Source organism: Goodfellowiella coeruleoviolacea, from assembly GCF_024171785.1.
Taxonomy (GTDB): Bacteria; Actinomycetota; Actinomycetes; order Mycobacteriales; family Pseudonocardiaceae; genus Goodfellowiella; species Goodfellowiella coeruleoviolacea.
In genome coordinates this window covers 539,055-558,150 of sequence record NZ_JAMTCK010000004.1, presented here as the reverse complement: position 1 = coordinate 558,150, position 19,096 = coordinate 539,055, and the positions used below count along the sequence as shown (strand labels likewise).

Annotated in this window: 22 protein-coding genes and 1 pseudogene; 2 read left to right on the top strand and 21 right to left on the bottom strand. The window is 71.6% G+C overall.

What is annotated here, in order from left to right; genetic code table 11:
• Positions 1 to 63: 63 nt before the first annotated feature.
• The 4 genes from frr to rpsB all read right to left on the bottom strand — a co-directional run bounded on the left by frr (position 64) and on the right by rpsB (position 3,234).
• The gene (gene frr, locus LX83_RS11395) at positions 64 to 621 is read right to left on the bottom strand and encodes a ribosome recycling factor (RefSeq protein WP_253770119.1); all 558 of its coding nucleotides are present in this window, start codon (positions 619 to 621) and stop codon (positions 64 to 66) included.
• 71 nt (positions 622 to 692) lie between these two features.
• Positions 693 to 1,421 (bottom strand): UMP kinase, encoded by a 729-nt coding sequence (pyrH, locus tag LX83_RS11390; protein WP_253770206.1) that lies wholly within the window; start codon positions 1,419 to 1,421, stop codon positions 693 to 695.
• A gap of 106 nt (positions 1,422 to 1,527) precedes the next feature.
• On the bottom strand, positions 1,528 to 2,343 hold the full coding sequence (gene tsf, locus LX83_RS11385; protein ID WP_253770117.1) for a translation elongation factor Ts: 816 nt from the start codon (positions 2,341 to 2,343) through the stop codon (positions 1,528 to 1,530).
• 60 nt (positions 2,344 to 2,403) lie between these two features.
• Positions 2,404 to 3,234 (bottom strand): 30S ribosomal protein S2, encoded by an 831-nt coding sequence (gene rpsB, locus LX83_RS11380; protein ID WP_253770115.1) that lies wholly within the window; start codon positions 3,232 to 3,234, stop codon positions 2,404 to 2,406.
• A 347-nt stretch (positions 3,235 to 3,581) separates the two neighbouring features.
• Between rpsB and LX83_RS11375 the strand changes: the two genes are divergently transcribed.
• On the top strand, positions 3,582 to 4,202 hold the full coding sequence (locus tag LX83_RS11375; RefSeq protein WP_253770113.1) for a M23 family metallopeptidase: 621 nt from the start codon (positions 3,582 to 3,584) through the stop codon (positions 4,200 to 4,202).
• Positions 4,203 to 4,578: 376 nt separating this feature from the next.
• Here LX83_RS11375 and whiG read toward each other — a convergent pair whose 3' ends face one another.
• The 4 genes and pseudogenes from whiG to dprA all read right to left on the bottom strand — a co-directional run bounded on the left by whiG (position 4,579) and on the right by dprA (position 7,942).
• Entirely contained in the window at positions 4,579 to 5,409 is an 831-nt protein-coding gene (gene whiG, locus LX83_RS11370; RefSeq protein ID WP_253770111.1) for an RNA polymerase sigma factor WhiG, read from the bottom strand.
• A 31-nt stretch (positions 5,410 to 5,440) separates the two neighbouring features.
• The gene (locus LX83_RS37790) at positions 5,441 to 6,286 is read right to left on the bottom strand and encodes a tyrosine-type recombinase/integrase (protein ID WP_407649528.1); all 846 of its coding nucleotides are present in this window, start codon (positions 6,284 to 6,286) and stop codon (positions 5,441 to 5,443) included.
• 294 nt (positions 6,287 to 6,580) lie between these two features.
• Positions 6,581 to 6,673: pseudogene (locus tag LX83_RS38660) on the bottom strand (site-specific integrase); the annotation flags it as partial.
• Between the two features lie 114 nt (positions 6,674 to 6,787).
• A complete protein-coding gene (gene dprA / locus LX83_RS11360; protein ID WP_253770109.1) occupies positions 6,788 to 7,942 on the bottom strand; it encodes a DNA-processing protein DprA in 1,155 nt (384 codons plus the stop codon).
• Between the two features lie 62 nt (positions 7,943 to 8,004).
• On the opposite strand from dprA, the gene LX83_RS11355 reads away from it, so the two are divergent.
• The gene (locus tag LX83_RS11355; protein ID WP_253770107.1) at positions 8,005 to 8,613 is read left to right on the top strand and encodes a nucleotidyltransferase domain-containing protein; all 609 of its coding nucleotides are present in this window, start codon (positions 8,005 to 8,007) and stop codon (positions 8,611 to 8,613) included.
• Positions 8,614 to 8,759: 146 nt separating this feature from the next.
• Here LX83_RS11355 and LX83_RS11350 read toward each other — a convergent pair whose 3' ends face one another.
• From LX83_RS11350 to LX83_RS11290, 13 genes are all read right to left on the bottom strand, one after another.
• A complete protein-coding gene (locus LX83_RS11350) occupies positions 8,760 to 10,277 on the bottom strand; it encodes a YifB family Mg chelatase-like AAA ATPase (protein WP_253770105.1) in 1,518 nt (505 codons plus the stop codon).
• Positions 10,277 to 10,699, bottom strand: coding sequence for a YraN family protein (locus LX83_RS11345; RefSeq protein WP_308203952.1), 423 nt, complete (start codon positions 10,697 to 10,699; stop codon positions 10,277 to 10,279). The genes LX83_RS11350 and LX83_RS11345 overlap by 1 nt, the downstream gene beginning before the upstream one ends.
• A 506-nt stretch (positions 10,700 to 11,205) precedes the next feature.
• Positions 11,206 to 11,529: a DUF2469 domain-containing protein gene (locus LX83_RS11340; protein ID WP_253770103.1), complete on the bottom strand. Its 324-nt coding sequence runs from the start codon at positions 11,527 to 11,529 to the stop codon at positions 11,206 to 11,208.
• Entirely contained in the window at positions 11,526 to 12,317 is a 792-nt protein-coding gene (locus tag LX83_RS11335) for a ribonuclease HII (RefSeq protein WP_253770101.1), read from the bottom strand. The genes LX83_RS11340 and LX83_RS11335 overlap by 4 nt, the downstream gene beginning before the upstream one ends.
• Before the next feature lie 4 nt (positions 12,318 to 12,321).
• Entirely contained in the window at positions 12,322 to 13,233 is a 912-nt protein-coding gene (lepB, locus tag LX83_RS11330) for a signal peptidase I (protein ID WP_407649523.1), read from the bottom strand.
• A 48-nt stretch (positions 13,234 to 13,281) separates the two neighbouring features.
• Complete coding sequence (gene lepB, locus LX83_RS11325; protein ID WP_253770099.1) at positions 13,282 to 14,256, bottom strand: signal peptidase I; 975 nt, start codon at positions 14,254 to 14,256, stop codon at positions 13,282 to 13,284.
• 33 nt (positions 14,257 to 14,289) lie between these two features.
• Positions 14,290 to 14,649 carry a 50S ribosomal protein L19 gene (gene rplS / locus LX83_RS11320; protein WP_253770097.1) on the bottom strand — a complete coding sequence of 120 codons (360 nt, stop codon included), beginning with the start codon at positions 14,647 to 14,649 and terminating at the stop codon, positions 14,290 to 14,292.
• 194 nt (positions 14,650 to 14,843) lie between these two features.
• Positions 14,844 to 15,596 (bottom strand): tRNA (guanosine(37)-N1)-methyltransferase TrmD, encoded by a 753-nt coding sequence (gene trmD, locus LX83_RS11315; RefSeq protein ID WP_253770095.1) that lies wholly within the window; start codon positions 15,594 to 15,596, stop codon positions 14,844 to 14,846.
• Entirely contained in the window at positions 15,596 to 16,144 is a 549-nt protein-coding gene (gene rimM, locus LX83_RS11310) for a ribosome maturation factor RimM (RefSeq protein ID WP_253770093.1), read from the bottom strand. The genes trmD and rimM overlap by 1 nt, the downstream gene beginning before the upstream one ends.
• Positions 16,145 to 16,157: 13 nt before the next feature.
• Positions 16,158 to 16,397, bottom strand: a complete 240-nt coding sequence (locus LX83_RS11305) for an RNA-binding protein (protein ID WP_253770091.1) — start codon at positions 16,395 to 16,397, stop codon at positions 16,158 to 16,160.
• A complete protein-coding gene (gene rpsP, locus LX83_RS11300) occupies positions 16,394 to 16,858 on the bottom strand; it encodes a 30S ribosomal protein S16 (protein WP_253770089.1) in 465 nt (154 codons plus the stop codon). The genes LX83_RS11305 and rpsP overlap by 4 nt, the downstream gene beginning before the upstream one ends.
• A 229-nt stretch (positions 16,859 to 17,087) precedes the next feature.
• The gene (locus tag LX83_RS11295; protein WP_253770087.1) at positions 17,088 to 17,921 is read right to left on the bottom strand and encodes a CPBP family intramembrane glutamic endopeptidase; all 834 of its coding nucleotides are present in this window, start codon (positions 17,919 to 17,921) and stop codon (positions 17,088 to 17,090) included.
• Positions 17,922 to 18,283: 362 nt separating this feature from the next.
• Positions 18,284 to 19,000: a CPBP family intramembrane glutamic endopeptidase gene (locus LX83_RS11290; protein ID WP_253770199.1), complete on the bottom strand. Its 717-nt coding sequence runs from the start codon at positions 18,998 to 19,000 to the stop codon at positions 18,284 to 18,286.
• Between the last annotated feature and the right edge of the window lie 96 nt (positions 19,001 to 19,096).

Genomic DNA, 19,096 nt, shown 5'->3' with positions numbered 1-19,096 from the left:
GCCCACTCCGCTGGCCGACCCCTGATCAGACAGGGCCATGTGCCCGCTGGTCGGCTGGTTGCCCTAAACCTCTAGCAGCTCGGATTCCTTGTGCTGCACCAGGTCCTCGACCTGCGCGACGTACTTGTCGGTGAGGTGCTGCAGCTCCTTCTCCGCGCGTGCCCCCTCGTCCTCGCCGGCCTCGCCGTCCTTGACGATGCGGTCCAGCTCGTCCTTGGCCTTGCGGCGGATGTTGCGGATGGAGACCTTGGCGTCCTCGCCCTTGCTCTTGGCGATCTTCACCATGTCCCTGCGGCGTTCCTCGGACAGCTGGGGAATCACCACGCGGATGATCGTGCCGTCGTTGCTCGGGTTCACGCCGAGATCCGAGTCGCGGATCGCCTTCTCGACCGCGCCGAGCTGGCTGAGGTCGTAGGGCTTGATCACGGCCATCCTGGCCTCGGGGATGTTGACGCTCGCCAGCTGGTTCAGCGGGGTTGGCGAACCGTAGTAGTCAACGAGGATGCGAGCGAACATCGACGGGGTAGCTCTGCCGGTGCGCACCGACGCGAGCTCCTCCTTGGCCACGGAGACCGCTTTTTCCATCTTCTCCTCGGCATCGAGGAGTGTTTCGTCGATCACGGCTTCTCCTAGGTGTCGCGGGCCGGGGCCACGGCCGGACGCTGTTGACGATGAGGAAGATCTCAGCAGGTCTAGTGCGTGGGCCGGCTGCCGGGGGTGCTGACCAACGTGCCGATCTTCTCACCATGCACGGCGCGGGCGATGTTCCCCTCGGTCAGCAGGTTGAACACCAGTATGGGCATGTTGTTGTCCATGCAGAGGCTGAACGCGGTCGCGTCGGCCACCTTCAGGCCACGCTCCAGCACCTCACGGTGGGTGATGTGCTCGAACATCCGGGCGTCCGGGTTGGTCCTGGGGTCGTCCGTGTACACGCCGTCCACCGCCTTGGCCATCAGGACGATGTCGCAGCCGATCTCCAGGGCTCGCTGGGCCGCGGCCGTGTCCGTGGAGAAGTACGGCATGCCCACGCCGGCGGCGAAGATGACCACGCGCCCCTTTTCCAGGTGACGTTCGGCGCGTCGCGGGATGTAGGGCTCGGCCACCTGCCCCATGGTGATGGCGGTCTGCACCCTGGTGGGCAGCCCCTCCTTCTCCAGGAAGTCCTGGAGCGCCAGGCAGTTCATGACCGTGCCGAGCATGGCCATGTAGTCCGCGCGGTCCCGGTCCATGCCGCGCTGCTGCAGTTCGGCGCCCCGGAAGAAGTTGCCGCCCCCGATCACCACGGCGACCTGCACACCGGAGCGGACCACCTCAGCGATCTGTCTGGCGATCGTGTAGACCACGTCCGGGTCGACGCCCACCGCGCCGCCGCCGAACATCTCACCGCCGAGCTTGAGCAGTACTCGCCGGTAGCCGCCCATGCGCGCCCTGTCGTCCGTCACCCGTCCTCCTTGCGTGGCTGTGCCCCGCCCTAGATGCCCTAGAGCGGGGCACAACTGTGGAACTTCGGCACTGTCGGCCAACCGGTCAGGCTTGCCCAACCTCGAACCGGGCGAACCGCTTCACGGTGACGCCGGCCTCGTCCAACACGGCCTTCACGGTCTTCTTGGACTCCTGCACGGACGGCTGCTCCAGCAGCACCACGTCCTTGAAGAAGCCGTTGACCCGACCCTCGACGATCTTGGGCAGGGCCTGCTCGGGCTTGCCCTCGGCGCGGGAGGTCTCCTCGGCGATGCGCCGCTCAGCAGCCACCACGTCCTCGGGAACCTCGTCGCGGGTGAGGTAACGCGGCTTGAGCGCCGCGATCTGCATGCCGGCGCCGCGCGCCGCGTCCTCGTTGTCGCCCTCGTACTCGACCAGCACACCCACGGCGGGGGGCAGGTCGGGGGACCGGCGGTGCAGGTAGGTGGCGACCTTGCCGTCGAACACGACCACGCGACGGACCTCGAGCTTCTCGCCGATCTTCGCGGAGAACTCCTGCACGACGTCCAGCACGGTCTTGCCGTCCAGCGGAGCCGCCTTCAGCGCCTCGGCGTCGGCCGGCTTGGCCTCCTTGGCCGCTGCCAGCACCTTGGCCGCCAGCGCCTGGAAGTCGGCGTTCTTGGCGACGAAGTCGGTCTCGCAGTTCAGCTCGACCATCACGCCGTCCTCGGCGAGGACGAGGCCCTCGGCGGTGGTGCGCTCGGCGCGCTTGCCCACGTCCTTGGCGCCCTTGATGCGCAGCAGCTCAACGGCCTTGTCGAAGTCGCCCTCGGCCTCTTCGAGCGCCTTCTTGCAGTCCATCATGCCGGCAGCGGTGACCTCGCGGAGCCGCTTCACGTCGGCCGCGGTGTAGTTCGCCATCGTGCGATTTCCGTTCCTTTATTTCCAGGTTCGCGCTAGTTGCGGTGAGGTGCTGACGGGTCAGGACTGGACCGGCTGCTCGGCCGGCTTGTCGCCCTCCGCGCCCGAGCTGGCCAGCAGCTCCTGCTCCCACTCGGTCAGCGGCTCGCCCGTGGCCACGCCGGGCTCCGGCTTCTCCTCGCCCTCCGGCGCGTTGCCCCGGCCGGAGCGGGCCATCAGGCCGGCCGCGGCCGCCTCGGCGACGACCTTGGTGAGCAGTGCCGCGGAACGGATCGCGTCGTCGTTGCCCGGGATCGGGTAGTCGACCTCGTCCGGGTCGCAGTTGGTGTCCAGGATCGCCACCACCGGGATGCCCAGCTTGCGGGCCTCACCAACGGCGATGTGCTCCTTCTTGGTGTCCACCACCCACACCGCGCTGGGCACCTTCTGCATGTCGCGGATACCGCCGAGGGTGCGCTCCAGCTTGTCCTTCTCGCGGGTGAGCATCAGGATCTCCTTCTTGGTGAGACCCTGGAAGCCACCGGTCTGCTCCATCGACTCCAGCTCCTTGAGCCGCTGGAGACGCTTGTGCACGGTGGAGAAGTTGGTCAGCATGCCGCCGAGCCAGCGCTGGTTGACGAAGGGCATGCCCACGCGCAGGGCCTCGTTGGCGATGGCCTCCTGCGCCTGCTTCTTGGTGCCCACGAACAGGATCGACCCACCGTGCGCCACGGTCTCCTTGACGAACTCGAAGGCGCGGTCGATGTAGGTCAGCGTCTGCTGCAGGTCGATGATGTAGATGCCGTTGCGCTCGGTGAAGATGTAGCGCTTCATCTTCGGGTTCCAGCGGCGGGTCTGGTGCCCGAAGTGCACGCCGCTGTCGAGCAACTGCTTCATGGTGACGACGGCCATGGCCGGGTTCGCACCTCTTCGTCGGGCGCGCCGGTCCGGCCGGCGCGCGGTTCGGTTGTCGCAGCGGACCGGGTGATCCGCCGCCCTGGTGCCGTGCCGCCGCTCGGACCCGTCATGGCTCAACCCACTGCCGGGACCGCCGAACGTCGTACCCATCAAAATTTGGATGCGCACTGGCACGCGAAGTCGTCCCGCACACACGGGACGCGTGTGAAGTGTACGCCGCACCCCCGCCAGTTTCCGAACGGGAGCCCCTCACCGCGCCGGGTTGTCCACAGCCCCCTCAGTTGTCCACAGCTTCGCAACCGCAGCTGGCCCTCGGTGATCGCCCGCGAGACGGTGGTCCCATGGTTTCCCGGTCGTGTCGCACTCCCCCGCACCGCTGGCTGGTCCGCCCGGTCGTGTTGGCCGCCGCCGTGCTCTTCCTGGTCGCCAACGGGGCACTGACCAGTGCCGACGCCGTCCCGCCCGCCAGGGCGGGGCGCTTTTCCTGGCCGCTGGCCGAGCCGCACCCGGTGTTGCGGGCCTTCCAGGCGCCGGCCACCCCGTACTCGGCTGGGCATCGGGGAGTTGACCTGGGTGGGCCAGCCGGCGGCGAGGTGCTGGCCGCCGGCCAGGCCGTGGTGGTCTTCGCCGGCCAGGTGGCCGGCCGTCCCCTGGTCTCCCTCGACCACGGCGGTGGGCTGCGCACCACCTACGAGCCGGTCAGCCCGCGCGTGGTCGCCGGTCAGCCGGTGGGTCGCGGGGAGGTGATCGGGCTGCTGCAGCCGGGCCACCCGGGCTGTGCCGGTCTGACACCCGGGGCGGGTGCCGATGCCGCCGGGGCGACGGGGCCGGTGGTGTGCCTGCACTGGGGTGCTCGCCGGGGGGCCGAGTACGTGGATCCGCTGGGGCTGCTCGGTTCGGGCCGGGTCCGCCTGCTGCCCTGGCGGCCCGAGGACACCGAACGCCTGCGGGCCGGGGGTTGACCAGGCGGTGGCCGCCCGCCACACCGTGCTCACCCGCCTGGGAGATGCCCGTCCGCGGGAGAGCACGCGAGGGCGGGCGTCGTGGCGCCGCGCGGTGGTGTGGCGCCGCGCGGTGGTGTGGCGCCGCGCGGTGCGATCCGGTGACCTGCGGGCCGGCGCCTGGGGCGGGTGCGGGCGAGAACGCGCGGGCCATACAGCTCGCTCTGGTGAGCGGAGGGGCCACCTGCCGGTGGACGACGGACGCCCGCTGGTAGGTGGGCAGGTGTTCACCCGGATCAGCGCGGACTGACGGTGACCTGCCTCGGCCTTGCCGAGACGGTGCCGTGCGCGGGTGCACGTGGCGCGGTGGGCGGGTGGCCCACCGGACTGCGCCCGCTCAGCCCTCGGCCTGCTCGACCAGTTTGCTGCGCAGGCGCAGGACCGCCCTGGTGTGCAGCTGGCACACCCGTGACTCGGTCACGCCCAGCACCCTCCCGATCTCGGCGAGCGTGAGGTTCTCGAAGTAGTAGAGGGTCACCACCACGCGGTCGCGCTCGCTCAGCTGGGCGATGGCCTCGGCGAGCTGGCGTCGGCTGTCCTGGTCGACCAGGGTCGCGATGGGGTCCTCGGCGTGGTCGTCGGGCAGTGTCTCGGCCAGCGATGTCCCGCCCCGGTTCACCCCGATCAGGTCGTCCAGGGCCATCACGCTGGTGAGTTGCAGCTGGGCGTACAGCTCACGCAGTTCACCGAGGCTGATCTTCATCTCGGTGGCGAGTTCCGCGTCGGTCGGGGTGCGCTGCAGACGCGCGTTCAACCGTTCCAGCGCGCGTTCCACGTCGCGGGCGCGACTGCGGACCGAGCGGGGCACCCAGTCCTGGGACCGCAGGTCGTCCAGGATCGCGCCGCGTATTCGCTGCATCGCGTACGTCTCGAACTTCAGGCCACGCTCTGGCTCGAACTTCTCGATCGCGTCCACCAGGCCGAAGATCCCCGACTGCACCAGGTCGGCGACGTCCACGTGCGCGGGCAGCCCGGTGCCCACCCGACCGGCCACGTACTTCACCAGCGGCGCGTAGTGCAGGACGAGCCGGTCCCTCAGGCTGTGGTCCCTGCTCTCGCCGTAGCTGCGCCACAGCGCGACGATGCCCGCCTCGACGTCGTCAGCGCTGCGCCGCTCACTTGCGCGACGGCCCTCGCCGCCGGGGGAAGGTGTCTCCGCGGAGGCCATGATCGCCGTACGGGAACCTCCCCCGGCATCGTCAGGAACGGGGGTGGGTTCGGTCATGGATCGCCTTCAGCCGCTCGACAGTGACGTGGGTGTAGAGCTGAGTTGTTGCGAGCGTAGCGTGACCAAGCAGTTCTTGGACCGTCCGTAGGTCAGCTCCCCCTTCCAGCAGGTGCGTCGCCGCGGAATGCCGCAGCCCGTGCGGTCCGGTGTCGACCGCGTCCGGGACTGCCCCAACAACCTCGTGCACGATCCGCCTGACTGTCCTCGGATCCACTCGTCCACCCCGTACCCCCAGGAACAACGCGGCTGGTGTACCTGCTCTGACCAGCGCAGGTCTGCCGTTGTCCAGCCACCGCCGCACCGCTCGCTCCGCCGGCGCCCCGAACGGAACAGCGCGTTCCCGGCTTCCTTTCCCAAGTACCCGAATCACCCGCCGGGAGTAGTCGATATCGTCAAGATCGAGGCCGCACAACTCCGACACTCGGACCCCTGTCGCATAGAGCAACTCCACCACGGCTTGGTCACGCAGCGCAACCGGATCGCCGTCGGCGGCTCCGGCCGCCGCCGCCAGCATCGCGGCCTCCGCCTGGTCTGCCCGGAGCACGGTCGGCAGGGTGCGGTGCGGTCTGGGCGCGGCGAGCCGAGGCCCGGGATCGGTAGCCAGATACCCCTGGCGGGTGGCCCACGCCGTGAAGGTTCTGGCCGCCGCGGCCCGCCGCGCCAGGGTGGTCCTGCTGGTGCCGGCGGCGTGCTGCGCGGCCAGCCAGGATCGCAGCGAGCCGAGGTCAAGGCCGGCCAGCGCGTCACCCGGCCCGGGTGCGCCAGCCCCGGCACCACCGGGCCCGACACCAGCGGCGGGCTCGGCAGGGGACGACACGGGATCAGGCCGCACGGCACCGATCGGTCCACGCTCGCCGTGCACACCGCTGGATGTCCACGACCTGTCCGACCTGGCGTTGGACCGTCCGACATTCTCCGGTTCAGCATCTTGGGTCGGCCTGGCAGCGGAACCGGGGTCGGCCAGTTCGGCGTCACCGGTCAGCGTGTCGTGAGCAGCGGCATTGTCTGCTCTGCCGGCAGCAGGTACGGCGGAGTCCGACCGGGCCGGACGCCCGGGCCGGGTGTCGGTCCGCGAATCGGCGTTCCGGCTGAGGTGCAGGTGAAGGTGACCGAGCAGCGCGACGGTGTCGGCGAGATAGGCACGGACGGTGTGCGGGGACAGGCCACGCTCCGCCTGAAGGTGGCGCTCGTACCTGGCCAGCACCTCCTTGGTCCGTTCCGGTAGTTGTTCGCGCAACCGGGATAGCTCGACGCGGTGCGGCTGGCGGGGACCTCGTGCGGGCACGGATCAAGACGCTGCGCCGCCGCGATGGGGAGGTCAAGCATCGCCACGCCCCTTTCGGAGCGCGACCGGCCACCAGCCGGACTCGCGCCGCTCGACCAGACCGATCAGTTCGAGTTCGGGCAGCAGCGCCCGCACCCGGCTCAGCGGCACGCCCGACTCGACCGCGGCCGCGTCCGGGCTGCTCCCCTGTTTGCGGTCCAGTGCCTCGTACACCCGCGCGGCCTCGGGGCCCAGCTCATCCGTGCGACTGCTCGGCCGGGTCTCGGGGCGCACCAGGTCGGCGCCGATCCGCCCCACGGTCTCGATGATCTCGTCCACGCTGGCCACCGGCACGGCTTCCGCCGCGCGGAGCAACTCGTGGCAGCCCACCGAGCAGGCCGAGGTGACCGGGCCGGGCACCGCCATCAGCACCCGGCCCAGCGCGCGGGTGATGGCCGCGGTGTTCTTGGCGCCACTGCGCTGACCGGCCTCGACAACGACCGTGCCGCCGCCGAGCGCGGCGATGAGCCGGTTGCGCACCAGGAACCGGTACCTGGCCGGCCGAAGGCCCGGTGGGTACTCGGTGACCACCGCGCCCTGACCGGTGATCCGGTCCAGCAGGGCGGTGTGGCCGGCGGGATAAGCCAGGTCGATGCCACAGGCGAGCACCGCGACGGTGGGACCGGACGCGGCGACCGCGCCCCGGTGGGCGGCCCCGTCGATGCCGTAGGCCGCACCGGACACCACGGTGACGCCCCGGCTGGCCAGGCCGTAGCCGAACTCGGCGGCGACGTGCTCGCCGTAGCCGCTGGCCGCCCGCGAGCCGACCACGGCCACCGCCCGCTCGGTCAGCGCGCCCAGGTCGCGGCCGCGCACCCAGAGCGCCAGCGGAGCCACCCCGCAGGCCATCCGGCGGCTCGCGGCCGTCTGCAGGGCCAGGAAGGGCCAGTCCGGCCACTCCTCGTCCTCGGGGATCACCAGTCTGGCCCCCACGGCCGCCGCCCGGGCCAGATCCTCGTCAACCTGGTCCAGGTGCCGCCTGGCCGCGGTCTCGCCCGCCACCGCACTGGGTGCCTGCCCGGTCCGGACGAGGTCAGCCGCCCGCACCGGGCCCGCCTCGGCCACCAGCCCCGCCAGCGCGAGCGCGGGCGGCTCGGCCACGCGCAGCAGGTAGGCACGGGCTCGACGGGCCTGCTCAGCGCCGCTCATCGGAGGCCTCCCGGCACGACACGCCCCGACCGCACGGGCTGGGGCCCTGGCAGACTGCTGGGATGGCGGACGTGCACGGATCGTGGGACCCGCTCAGCCCACCGGCGGTCGCCACGTTGTTCGCGGAGTTTCCGCCGCGCTGGTGGCTGGCCGGCGGGTACGCGATCGAACTGGCCGTTGGCCGACGGATCCGTGCGCACGCCGACATCGACGCGCTGGTGCTGCGACCCGACCTGCTCTCGGTGCCCGCCGTGCTGCCCGGCTGGCAACTGTGGGCGGCTGACCCGCCAGGTTCCCTGCGCCGCTGGACCGGCCGCGACCCGCTGCCCGCGCACGTCCACGACGTGTGGTGTCGGCCCGCCCCATCCGGACCGTGGCGGCTGCAGATCATGGTGGACGAGACCGAGGGCGACCACTGGGTGTCGCGCCGGGACCGGCGGGTCCGCCGGCCCCTGTCCACGCTGGGCCGCCGAACACCCGACGGGCTGCCCTACCTGGCCCCGGGCGTGCAACTGTTCTACAAGGCCACCAACCCACGCCCCAAGGACGAGCAGGACTTCCGGGCGGTCGTTCCCCATCTCGACCGGGTGGAGCGCGCGTGGCTGCTGGCCGCCCTCGACCTGACCTTCCCGGCGCACCCGTGGCGGCATCGGCTGGCCGACCGCCGGTGACCCCACGCTGTCGAGGCGCAGCCAGCGGGCGGGGCGACCCGAGCCCGCGCTCGACCCGTGCCGGCGGGGCAACCGCCCGGCGGGCGTGGCCGCGGACGGACGCCGGCCCGTCGCGGTGGCCCGCGGCCGCAGACTGACGTCGGACATCACGCGGACCTCCGTTCCCGGAACTCCAGCGCGGCGGCCACGTGGTCGGCGTCGGGCCGCTCCTGGTCGGCCAGGTCGGACAGGGTCCAGGCGACGCGCAGGCACCGGTCGGCACCCCGGCCGGTCACCGCTCCGCTGTCCAGCCCGCGGTCCAGCAGTGCCGTCACCGGCCTGGGCAGGGCGAACTCCTTGCGCAGTGCCGGCCCGGGCACCTCGGCGTTGGTGCGCCAGCCGTGGTCGGCCCACCGCAGCGCCGCCCGTTCCCTGGCCCGCAGCACCCGCTGGCGCACCTGCGCACTGGGCTCGGCACTGCCCGCCTCGGCGGTGGTCATGGCGGTGACCGGGCGCATCCGCACCCGCAGGTCGACCCGGTCCAGCAGCGGACCGGACAGCCGGCTGAAGTACCGGCGCCTGGTGTTGGGCGGACAGCAGCAGTCCACCTCCCGGGGCGGCGCGCACGGGCAGGGGTTGGTGGCCAGCACGAGCTGGAACCGGGCCGGGTAGCAGGTGACACCGTCCCGCCTGGCCAACCGCACCTCGCCCTCCTCCAGCGCCGTGCGCAGCGCCTCCAGCCGCCGTGGGCCGAACTCGCACGCCTCGTCCAGGAACAGCACCCCGCGGTGGGCGCGGCTCACCGCGCCCGGTCTGGCCAGTCCAGCGCCGCCGCCCAGCAGGGCGGCACCCGAGATGGAGTGGTGCGGCGCGACAAAGGGCGGCGTGGTGATCAGCGGGGTCCGCGCGGAGAGCAGGCCGGCCACCGAGTGGATGGCGGTGACCTCCAGAGACTCCTGGGGCGAGAGCGCGGGAAGCAGACCGATCATGCGTTGCGCCAGCATGGTCTTGCCGGTGCCGGGCGGACCGACCAGCAGCAGGTGGTGTCCGCCGGCGGCGGCGACCTCCAGCGCCCAGCGCGCCTCGGGTTGGCCGAGCACGTCCGCGAGGTCACCCTGCGGCGGAGCTTCGGGCGGAAGGGGGTCGAAAGCCGGCTCGGTCAACCGCCCTGGCTCACCCCGCAGCCAGCCGACCAGCTCCCGCAGGTGGGCCACGCCGAACACGGTGATGCCATCGACCAGGGCGGCCTCGGCGAGCGTCGCCACCGGCACCACCGCCTGGCGCAGGCCGGCCTTGCGGGCGGCCAGCAGACCGGGCAGCACACCCCGCACCGGACGCACCCGGCCGTCCAGCGCCAACTCCCCGATCAGCGCGGTGCAGCCGAGCAGGCCACGCGGCGCCAGGCCGGCCGCGGCCAGCACCGCGGCGGCCAGGGCGAGGTCGTAGCCGGAACCGCCCTTGGGCAGGGTGGCCGGGGACAGCCCCAGGGTGACGCGCTGCTGGGGCCACTGCTCGCCGCTGTTGCGCACGGCGGCCCGCACCCGGTCCTTCGCCTCGTGCAGTGCGGCGTCAGGCAGCCCGAGCAGCTGCACGCCGGGCATGCCGGACCCGACGTCCGCCTCGATCTCCACGGTCAGCCCGTCCACCCCGAACAACGCCACCGACCACGCTGACGCGAGCGCCATCAGGACACACCTCGCCGGTGCCGCAACCGGATCGGGCCGCTCGGCGGCCAGTGCACGGCGATCACGTCGAACCGGATCTCGCACCACCCCACCCGGAAGGTGGTCAACCACCTGCCCGCCAGCCGACGCAGCCGGCGCAGCTTCGCCCGGTCGACGGCCTGGGCCGGGTCGCCCTGCCAGTCCGAGGACCGGGTCTTCACCTCGCACACGACCAGCCGGACACCGTCCGTGGCGACCAGGTCCAACTCGCCCTCGCGGCACCGCCAGTTGCGTGAGAGCACGACCAGGCCCTGGCTTTCCAGGTACTGGGCAGCCAGCGCCTCACCACGCCGGCCAAGCGCCGCCGACGCGGCACTGCCCCGCGCGCGACGCTCCGACGACTGTCCGACCGCCGGATGCGGCGGCAGGACAGGAACAGCCACACTCACAGCTCTCGCCTCCCCCGTGAACTCCCCCGTGGAATTCGTGTGCCTCACACGGTGCCGGGAGTTGACCGGTCACGGAACGACGTTGTCGCTGGTTGTGGACAGCTGCGGGGGTTGTGGACAACTAGGACCACGAACGGGTGAAATTGCCGGATGGTCCACGAAACGGTGGTATAGCGCCGCCAGACGGGCGGACCAGTGCGCCACCCGGTGGTCGAAGTCAGCCACGCGCAGGCCCGGCAAGGACAGCGGGGAGGACACGGACAGGCGCCACGCCAGCGGGCCAGGGCAGGGCAGCACGCCCTGCCAGCAGACCTACCCGGCGGCCCCGGCCGTCACGGGTGGTGGTCCCGTCCGGCTCCGGTCAGTCAGGCACCCGAACCGGACCACAGCAACAGTCAGCGGCACCACGCCGCCGGCACCCCGTCGGCGGCACCGCACTCGCGCGCGGGCGCGACAGCACGGGGCGGCGGCGCCCGCCGCCCCGCCGGAAGCTGCGCCGGTCAGCCGTTGAAGGAGTCGCTGTCCGGCAACCGGAGGTCTGGCTTGTCCAGCTCCTCCACGTTGACGTCCTTGAACGTGATGACCCGGACGTTCTTGACGAACCGCGCCGGCCGGTACATGTCCCACACCCAGGCGTCGGACATCCGCACCTCGAAGTAGACCTCACCGTCGGCGTTGCGCGCCTGCACGTCCACCGCGTTGGCCAGGTAGAACCGCCGCTCGGTCTCCACCACGAAGGAGAACTGGCCGACGATGTCGCGGTACTCCCTGTAGAGCTGCAGCTCCATCTCGGTCTCGTACTTTTCGAGATCCTCTGCGCTCATTGGATCCGCGCCCCTCCCGATCGTGCGCCCGACGCCGTTGATTGTGAAGGCTCACCATTGTGAACCACGTTGAGCGCCGCCGTACTCCGCGCCACCCGGCGTGGCGGACGCATTCCGTGCGCCCGCGCCGCCGCGGCCACGTTCGCATACGACCAGCGGTGCTCGTCACTGGGGCCGTGTTCGGCCAACGCGGCGCTGTGGTCGGCCGTGCAGTAGCCCTTGTGCACGTCGAACCCGTACACCGGCAGCTCCTGGTGCAGTTCGGCCATGATCCGGTCCCTGGTGACCTTGGCCAGCACCGACGCCGCCGCCACGCAGGCAGCCGCCTTGTCGCCCTTGACCACCGGCAGGCTCGGCGCGGTCAGCCCGGGCACGCGGAAGCCGTCCACCAGGACGTATCCCGGGTGGGTGGTCAACCGGGCCACGGCTCGGCGCATGCCCTCGATGTTGGCCACGTGCACCCCGATCAGGTCGATCTCGCTGGCCGGCACCACGACCACGGCGTAGTCCAGTGCCCTGGCCACCACCGCGTCGAACATCCGGTCCCGGGCCGCGGGGGTGAGCAGCTTGGAGTCGGTGAGCCCGTCCAGCCGGCTGGCGTCCCCGGGCCGCAGCACGCACGAGGCGATCACCAGTGGGCCGGCGCAGGCTCCCCGGCCGGCCTCGTCCACCCCGGCGACCGGGCCGAGGCCGCGGCGGTCGAGCGCGGACTGCAGTGCCCAGTTGCCGGCCGTGCGCCTGATCACCGCCCTGGGCGGGCGCGGCAGGGTGCTGGGTTGTGTGCTCATGGTGCTACCGCCGCCTGTCCGGTCGAACCACCAGCCCGCGCAGTCGCCGGCCGACCAGCACGGCGGGCCAGGCCGCGACCGCACCGACGCCCAGCGGCAGGCCGGTCTGCCACGCGGGCGCGCTCAGTGCCACCGCCTGCGGGTCGTGGTCGCTCACGCCCTGCCAGCGCGACGGCGGCAGCACGATGAACCGGGCCTTGCCGATCACGTTGTCCACCGGGACCAGACCGTTGACTCCGCCGCCGCCCTGGTAACGCGAGTCCTTGGAGTCATTGCGATTGTCACCCATCACGAACAGGTAGTTCTCCGGAACCCTGATGGGCTCGAAGGAGTCCTGGGTGGTTCCTCTCCCAGGCTCCCAGTAGATGTAGGTCTCGTCCAGCGGCTTTCCGTCGACCAGCACGCGGTTGGCGGCGTCGCAGCACTGCACGGTCTGCCCGCTCACGGCGATCACCCGCTTGACGAAGTCGTCCTCGCTCGGGTCGGCCAGCCCGATCAGCGAGCCGGCTTCCTGCAGCCAGCGCACCACCACGTTGTCCGACCGGTTGGTGCTGAACTCGCCGCGGTCCCAGGTGTCGGGCCGGCTGAAGACCACCACGTCGCCCGGGCCCGGGTCGGTGAAGTTGTAGGTGAGCTTGTCCACCAGCACCCGGTCACCGGTGCAGGTGTCACAGCCGTGCAGGGTCTGCTCCATCGACTGCGAGGGGATGGAGTACACCCTGGCCAGGAAGGTCTGGATCAGCACGGCCAGCACGACCGCGGTCACCACCAGGATCGGCAGCTCACGCCAGAACGAGCCCTTCTTGCGGGCTTTGTCCGACTTGCCCGGCCCGCCGGTCGCGGCGGCTTCGTCGTCTGGGTTCAGACGCTGGGGATCGCCGTCCTCGGGATCCCATGACGGTGCGACATCGGCCACCTGATCAGCCTACCGATGCGGGATCAGAGCACGGTGACGCAGCCGGCGTCAGCTGTCCCGGCCGAGTGCCCGCCGGCGGAACTGGGCCCGCCACGGCGCCAGCAGTCGCCGGCCCAGCCACAGGGTGGGCCAGGCCGCCACCGCGCCAGCACCCAGCGGCAGGCCGGCCTGCCACGCGGGCGCGCCGAGGGCCACTGCCTGGGGGTTGTGGTCGCTGATGCCCTGCCAGCGCGACGGCGGCAGCACGATGAACCGGGCCTTGCCGATCACGTTGTCCACCGGCACGGTGCCGTTCTCGCCACCGCCGCCCTGCACCCGGGAGTCGGCCGAGTCCATCCGGTTGTCGCCCATCACCCACAGCCGGCCCTCGGGCACGGTGAACGGCCCGAACGGGCGCATGTCCTCGGGGCCGGTGCCCGGCTCCCAGTAGATGTAGGGCTCGTCCAGCGGCTTGCCGTCCACCACCACGCGGTGCTGCTCGTCGCAGCACTGCACGGTCTGCCCGCCCACGGCGATGATGCGCTTGACGAAGTCGCGCTCGTCCGGCGGTGCCAGCCCGACCAGGGACGCCACTTCCTGGATGCCCCGCACGACCGGGTTGTCCGACCGGTTGCTGTAGAACTCGTTCTGTCCCCAGCTGTCCGGCCCGCGGAAGACGACCACGTCGCCCGGGCCGGGGTCGGTGAAGTCGTAGGTGAGCTTGTCCACCAGCACCCGGTCGTTGGTGCAGCCCGGGCACCCGTGCAGGGTCTGCTCCATCGACTGGGACGGGATCACGTAGACGCGCGCGAGGAAGGTCTGGATCAAGAACGCCAGGACCAGCGCGGTCAACACCAGGATGGGCAGCTCGCGCCAGAACGAGCCCTTCTTCTTGGGCTTCGCGCTCCTCGCCTGCTCACCGGCGCCGGCGCGAGCGTCATCCAGCCCTCCCGAATCCGGTGTGGATTCGGGAGGCTGGGCTGCTCGGTCCGGGCGCTCCGGCTCGTCATCCTGACCTGCGGTAGGTCGTACGGGGTCGGCCACGGGGGAAGGCTACGGCACCCGGGCGCGATCGGCTCAGGAAGCCGACGGCGTTTCGCGCTTCTCCTTGATCTTGGCGGCCTTGCCGCGCAGCTCACGCAGGTAGTAGAGCTTGGCCCGACGCACGTCGCCGCGCGTGGCCACCTCGATCTTGGCGATGTTCGGGGTGTGCACCGGGAAGGTGCGCTCCACGCCCACGCCGAACGACACCTTGCGCACGGTGAAGGTCTCGCGGATGCCGCCACCCTGGCGACGGATCACCACGCCCTGGAACACCTGGACTCGCTCGCGAGAGCCCTCGATGACGCGGACGTGGACCTTCAGGGTGTCGCCCGGACGAAAGTCCGGGATGTCGGAACGCAGCGACTGGGCGTCCAGAGCGTCCAGGGTGTTCATCGGATGGTCCGTCCTCGTCACTATCGGGTGTTCTTGCTGTGGCCCCTTCGGGCGCGTTCCACCACCACTGACATGGTGACAGGCGGCGGTCGCGACCAAACCTGGGGATGGTTTGCGGTGTACGCCGGAGACCTACCCGGCTGTATCAACCTGTCCAGTGTGCCAGACCGATTTCCGATACCAAAAATCGGGGGCTATCCGTGCTCGGCGCGCAACCGGTCGAGCACGGCCCGGTCATGCCGGTCCAACGCCTGGTCAGGCAGGGTCGCCAGGAGGTCGGGCCGGCGGTGGAAGGTGCGTTCCAGTGCCCGGTCCCGACGCCAGCGGGCGATGGCGGCGTGGTTGCCGGAGCGCAGCACCTCGGGCACGGCCAGCTCGCGCCAGACCTCGGGCCTGGTGTAGCTGGGCCCCTCCAGCAGCCCGTCGGAGAAGGAGTCCTGCTCGGCCGAGGCGGGGTTGCCCAGCACCCCGGGCAGCAGCCTGGCCACCGCCTCCACCATCACCATGACCGCGACCTCGCCGCCGACCAGCACGTAGTCGCCGATGGACACCTCGTCCACCGGCATCCGCCTGGCCGCGTCGTCGATGACCCGCTGGTCGATGCCCTCGTACCGGCCGCAGGCGAACACCAGCCGCGACTCGGTCGCGTACTGCCTGGCGGTCTCCTGGGTGAACGGCCGGCCGGCCGGGCTGGGCACCACCAGTCTAGGCGGCACCTCGCCGGCGCAGACCTCGTCCAGGGCCTCCCCCCAGACCTGGGGCTTCATCACCATGCCCGGGCCGCCCCCGTACGGGCTGTCGTCCACCGACCGGTGCACGTCGTGCGTCCAGTCGCGCAGGTCGTGCACGGTGAGGTCGAGCAGGCCGCGCTCGATGGCCTTGCCGAGCAGCGCGGCGCGCAGCGGCGCCAGGTACTCGGGGAAGATGGTCAGGACGTCGATGCGCACTAGTCCAGCAGGCCCTCCGGCGGGGTCAGCACGACCCGGCCCTCCGTGATGTTGACCTCGGGCACGATGTCCCGAACGAACGGCACCAGCACCTCGCGCTCGGCCGGCTCGGCCTGGGCCGCGCCCGGGTCGGCCGGCTCGGGCCGCTCCACCACCAGCAGGTCGCTGCCGGCGACGTGCAGCACCTCGCGCACGGTGCCGACCGGGGTGCCGTCCGCCAGCACCGCGGTCAGCCCCTCCAGGTCGTGGTCGTAGAACTCGTCCGGGTCCTCGGGCGGCGGCAGGCTGTCCGCGTCCACCACCAGCAGGGTGCCCCGGAGGGTCTCGGCGACGTCCCTGGTCAGCACCTCGTCGAAGCGCACCAGCAGCCGCCCGGCGTGGGGCCGGGCGGCTGCGACGGTGAGGGCGCGGACGGTGCCGTCGCGCAGGCGCGCGGACAGCACCGATCCCACGGCGAACCGTTCCTCGGGCGAGTCCGTGCGCACGTCCACGGCGAGTTCACCGGTGACGCCGTGCGCCTTGGCCACCCGGCCGACAACCACGTCCATGTCGCTCAGACGCTCAACGATCGGTGTCGACCACGTCCACCCGCACACCGCGACCACCGATACCGGTCATCACGGTGCGCAGGGCGGTGGCGGTCCGACCGCCCCGGCCGATCACCTTGCCGAGGTCGTCCGGGTGCACGTGCACTTCGAGCGTGCGCCCCCGGCGCGTGGTCACCAGGCTGACCCGCACGTCGTCCGGGTGGTCGACAATGCCGCGGACGAGGTGCTCCAGTGCGTCCGCGAGCACACTCACGCTTGGCCGTCCTCAGCCTTCTCGGCCTTGGCCTCGGCCTTGTCGCCGCCCTCGTCCTTGGCCTCGGCCTTCTTGCCACCCTTCTTCTTGGGGGTGGTGGCCTCGGCCATCGGCTCCTCGTTCGCCGCCGCCAGCGCGGCCTCGAACAGGGCCTTCTTGTCCGGCTTGGGCTCGGCGTGCCGCACGGTGCCCTCGGTGCCCGGCAGGCCCTTGAACTTCTGCCAGTCGCCGGTCACCTCGAACAGGTGCTGGACCGCGTCGGTGGGCTGGGCGCCGACCCCGAGCCAGTACTGGGCGCGGTCGGAGTCGACCTCGATCAGGCTCGGCTCGGTCATCGGGTTGTACTTGCCGATGGTCTCGATGGCCTTGCCGCTACGGCGGGTGCGGGAGTCGGCGACGACGATGCGGTAGAACGGCTGACGAATCTTGCCAAGCCGCTGCAGCTTGATCTTGACGGCCACGGGTGGGAATGCTCCTCAGGCTCTCGTTGCTCAGAGTCGAGCGCACGAAACCCGAGTGGGGACGGGTCACGGCGCCCAAAGGTCATTGCTGCCACGGCACGGTGAGAGGGTCCGGCCAAGGCGGACAGCCACCCATTTTGCCAGATGCCGGGAACCAGCACGAACCGCCCGGGGCGAAACCACCCGTGCCGGGGGCCTGACCAGGGTGTTCACCCGATCGGGAGGCTCCTCACATGGGCATGGCGCCCAGCGCGGTGAGCAGGATGCCGAGCGCGCCCATCAGGTTGTTCAGCTGGTGCACGACGATGCTGGCGAGCAGCCGGCCGGACAGCAGCCTGGCCAGCCCGATCGGGATCGCGATCACCAGCAGCAGCGGGGTGCGGTCCGGTTCGAGGTGGGCGGCGGCGAAGATCGCGGTGCTCAGCACGAACGCCGTCCACCTGCTCCAGCGCAGCCGCTCCATCGCGCCCCACAGCAGCCCCCGGTAGATGATCTCCTCGCACAGCGGCGCGACCAGCCACAGGTGCAGGAAGATCAGCACGGCCAGCAGCGGGGACAGCTCCAGCCCGTCCAGCAGCGAGCCGACCGCGGAGTTGGCGTTGTCCCCGCCGACCCACCTCGACCAGAGGTTCGACGCGATCACGGTGACCACCAGGCCGATCGCGCCGATGCCGATGCCCAGCCGGACGTCGGTCCAGTTCCACGCCAGCTTCAGGTCCTTGAGCGGGCCGTTGCCGCGCACCACCGTGGCCAGCAGCGCCACCAGCGTGGCCAGCAGGGTGGGCGCGGCCACGCTGACCAGCACGCCGACCGGGGGCAGCCGGCCCGTCGCGGTCCGGTCGAAGGGCATCACCACCAGTACCGACGAGATCAGGAACACCAGCTCGACCAGCAGGAACGCCCCGAATCCCCAGCGGTGTGCCGGGGTGTCACCGGTGGCGGGCACGCCCGAGGGACGCGCCGGCGGCGGTGGCGGGGCCGAGGCGACGCCGTCGGTGCTCTGCCTGGCAGCCCCCAGGCTGGGTGTCTCCCCGGCGGGCTCCGGTGCGTGGCTGGGGTTCACGGGTGCCTCCGTTGCGCCGATCGTGCGTGGCCTTCGGTGCCACGGGCTGGGGTCGTGGGTCCGGATGGGACACCACCATCGCGGGATCGTCGTCATCTGTGGCCGGGCCCGCCCGGTGCGACAGCCGCGGGGCCGAGACTAGCCGGCGGTCCGCGGCCAGGACCCATCCACGTGGAATCGTCCGGTGGCGGGTCGGCCAGCCGCTCCCAGCACCCGGCTGTCCCGCCGCCGCCCCGCCGGTCCGGTCCCGGCTGGCCCGGTGCCCGACGGCGCCGACTCGCTGGTCGCTTACCCTCCTGGAGGTATCGCCAACCCCGAGCCGGTCCCCCGGAACGCCGGCCGCCGGAACGGGTGGCGGCCGCTCATCCGCCGGACAGGTACACATCCAGTGCCGGCACCAGGTTGTTGGCCGCGTGCGCGACGATGCTCGCGCCGATCCGCCCGGTGACCATCCTGGCCCACCCGATGGCGATGCCCTGTGCGAACAGACTCAGCGTGCGCCATGACTCCTCATGCAGGAACGCGAAGATCAGGGACGTGAGCGCGAGGACGACCGAGCGCGGTATCCGGTAGTGCTCCAGCGCCCCCCACAGCGCGCCGCGCACCAGCAGCTCCTCGGTCAGCGGCGCACCCAGCAGCAGGAACAGCGCGGCGGCGGCGAGCCAGACGGTCTGCTCGTCGGCCAGTGCGCTCAGGCTGTCCAGCGGGGTGCTCTCCCTGGTCGAACCGCCGTGGACCTGGAACAGCACCACGCCCAGTGCCCACGCGGCCAGCAGGGAGAACCCACCGCTGGCCAGGCCGACCCGGATGTCCCGCCAGTTCGGCAGCACGCCGAAGTCGCGGCGCGGCCCCCGGCCCCGCCACCAGGACAGCACCGCGGGTCCCAGGCCGAGCAGCACGTTGGGCAGGAAGGCCAGCAGCAGCAGCGGGCCGAGCGCGGGCGGCTCGGCCGCGTCGAAGCCGCTGAGCCGGCCGGACAGCACCGCGGTGAGCACCAGGGTGAGCAGGTGGTAGCCGCCGAGTCCGACGAAGAAGCCGAGAAAACCCCAGTGCGCGGCCTGGGCCGACCCAGTGACCAGGCCCGGTGACGGGCTGGGCTGGGCCGGCTCGCCCGGTCGCGGCTCGTGGTCCACCCGCACTCCTCTTCCCTCTGCTGCGACGCTAGCGCCCCCCGG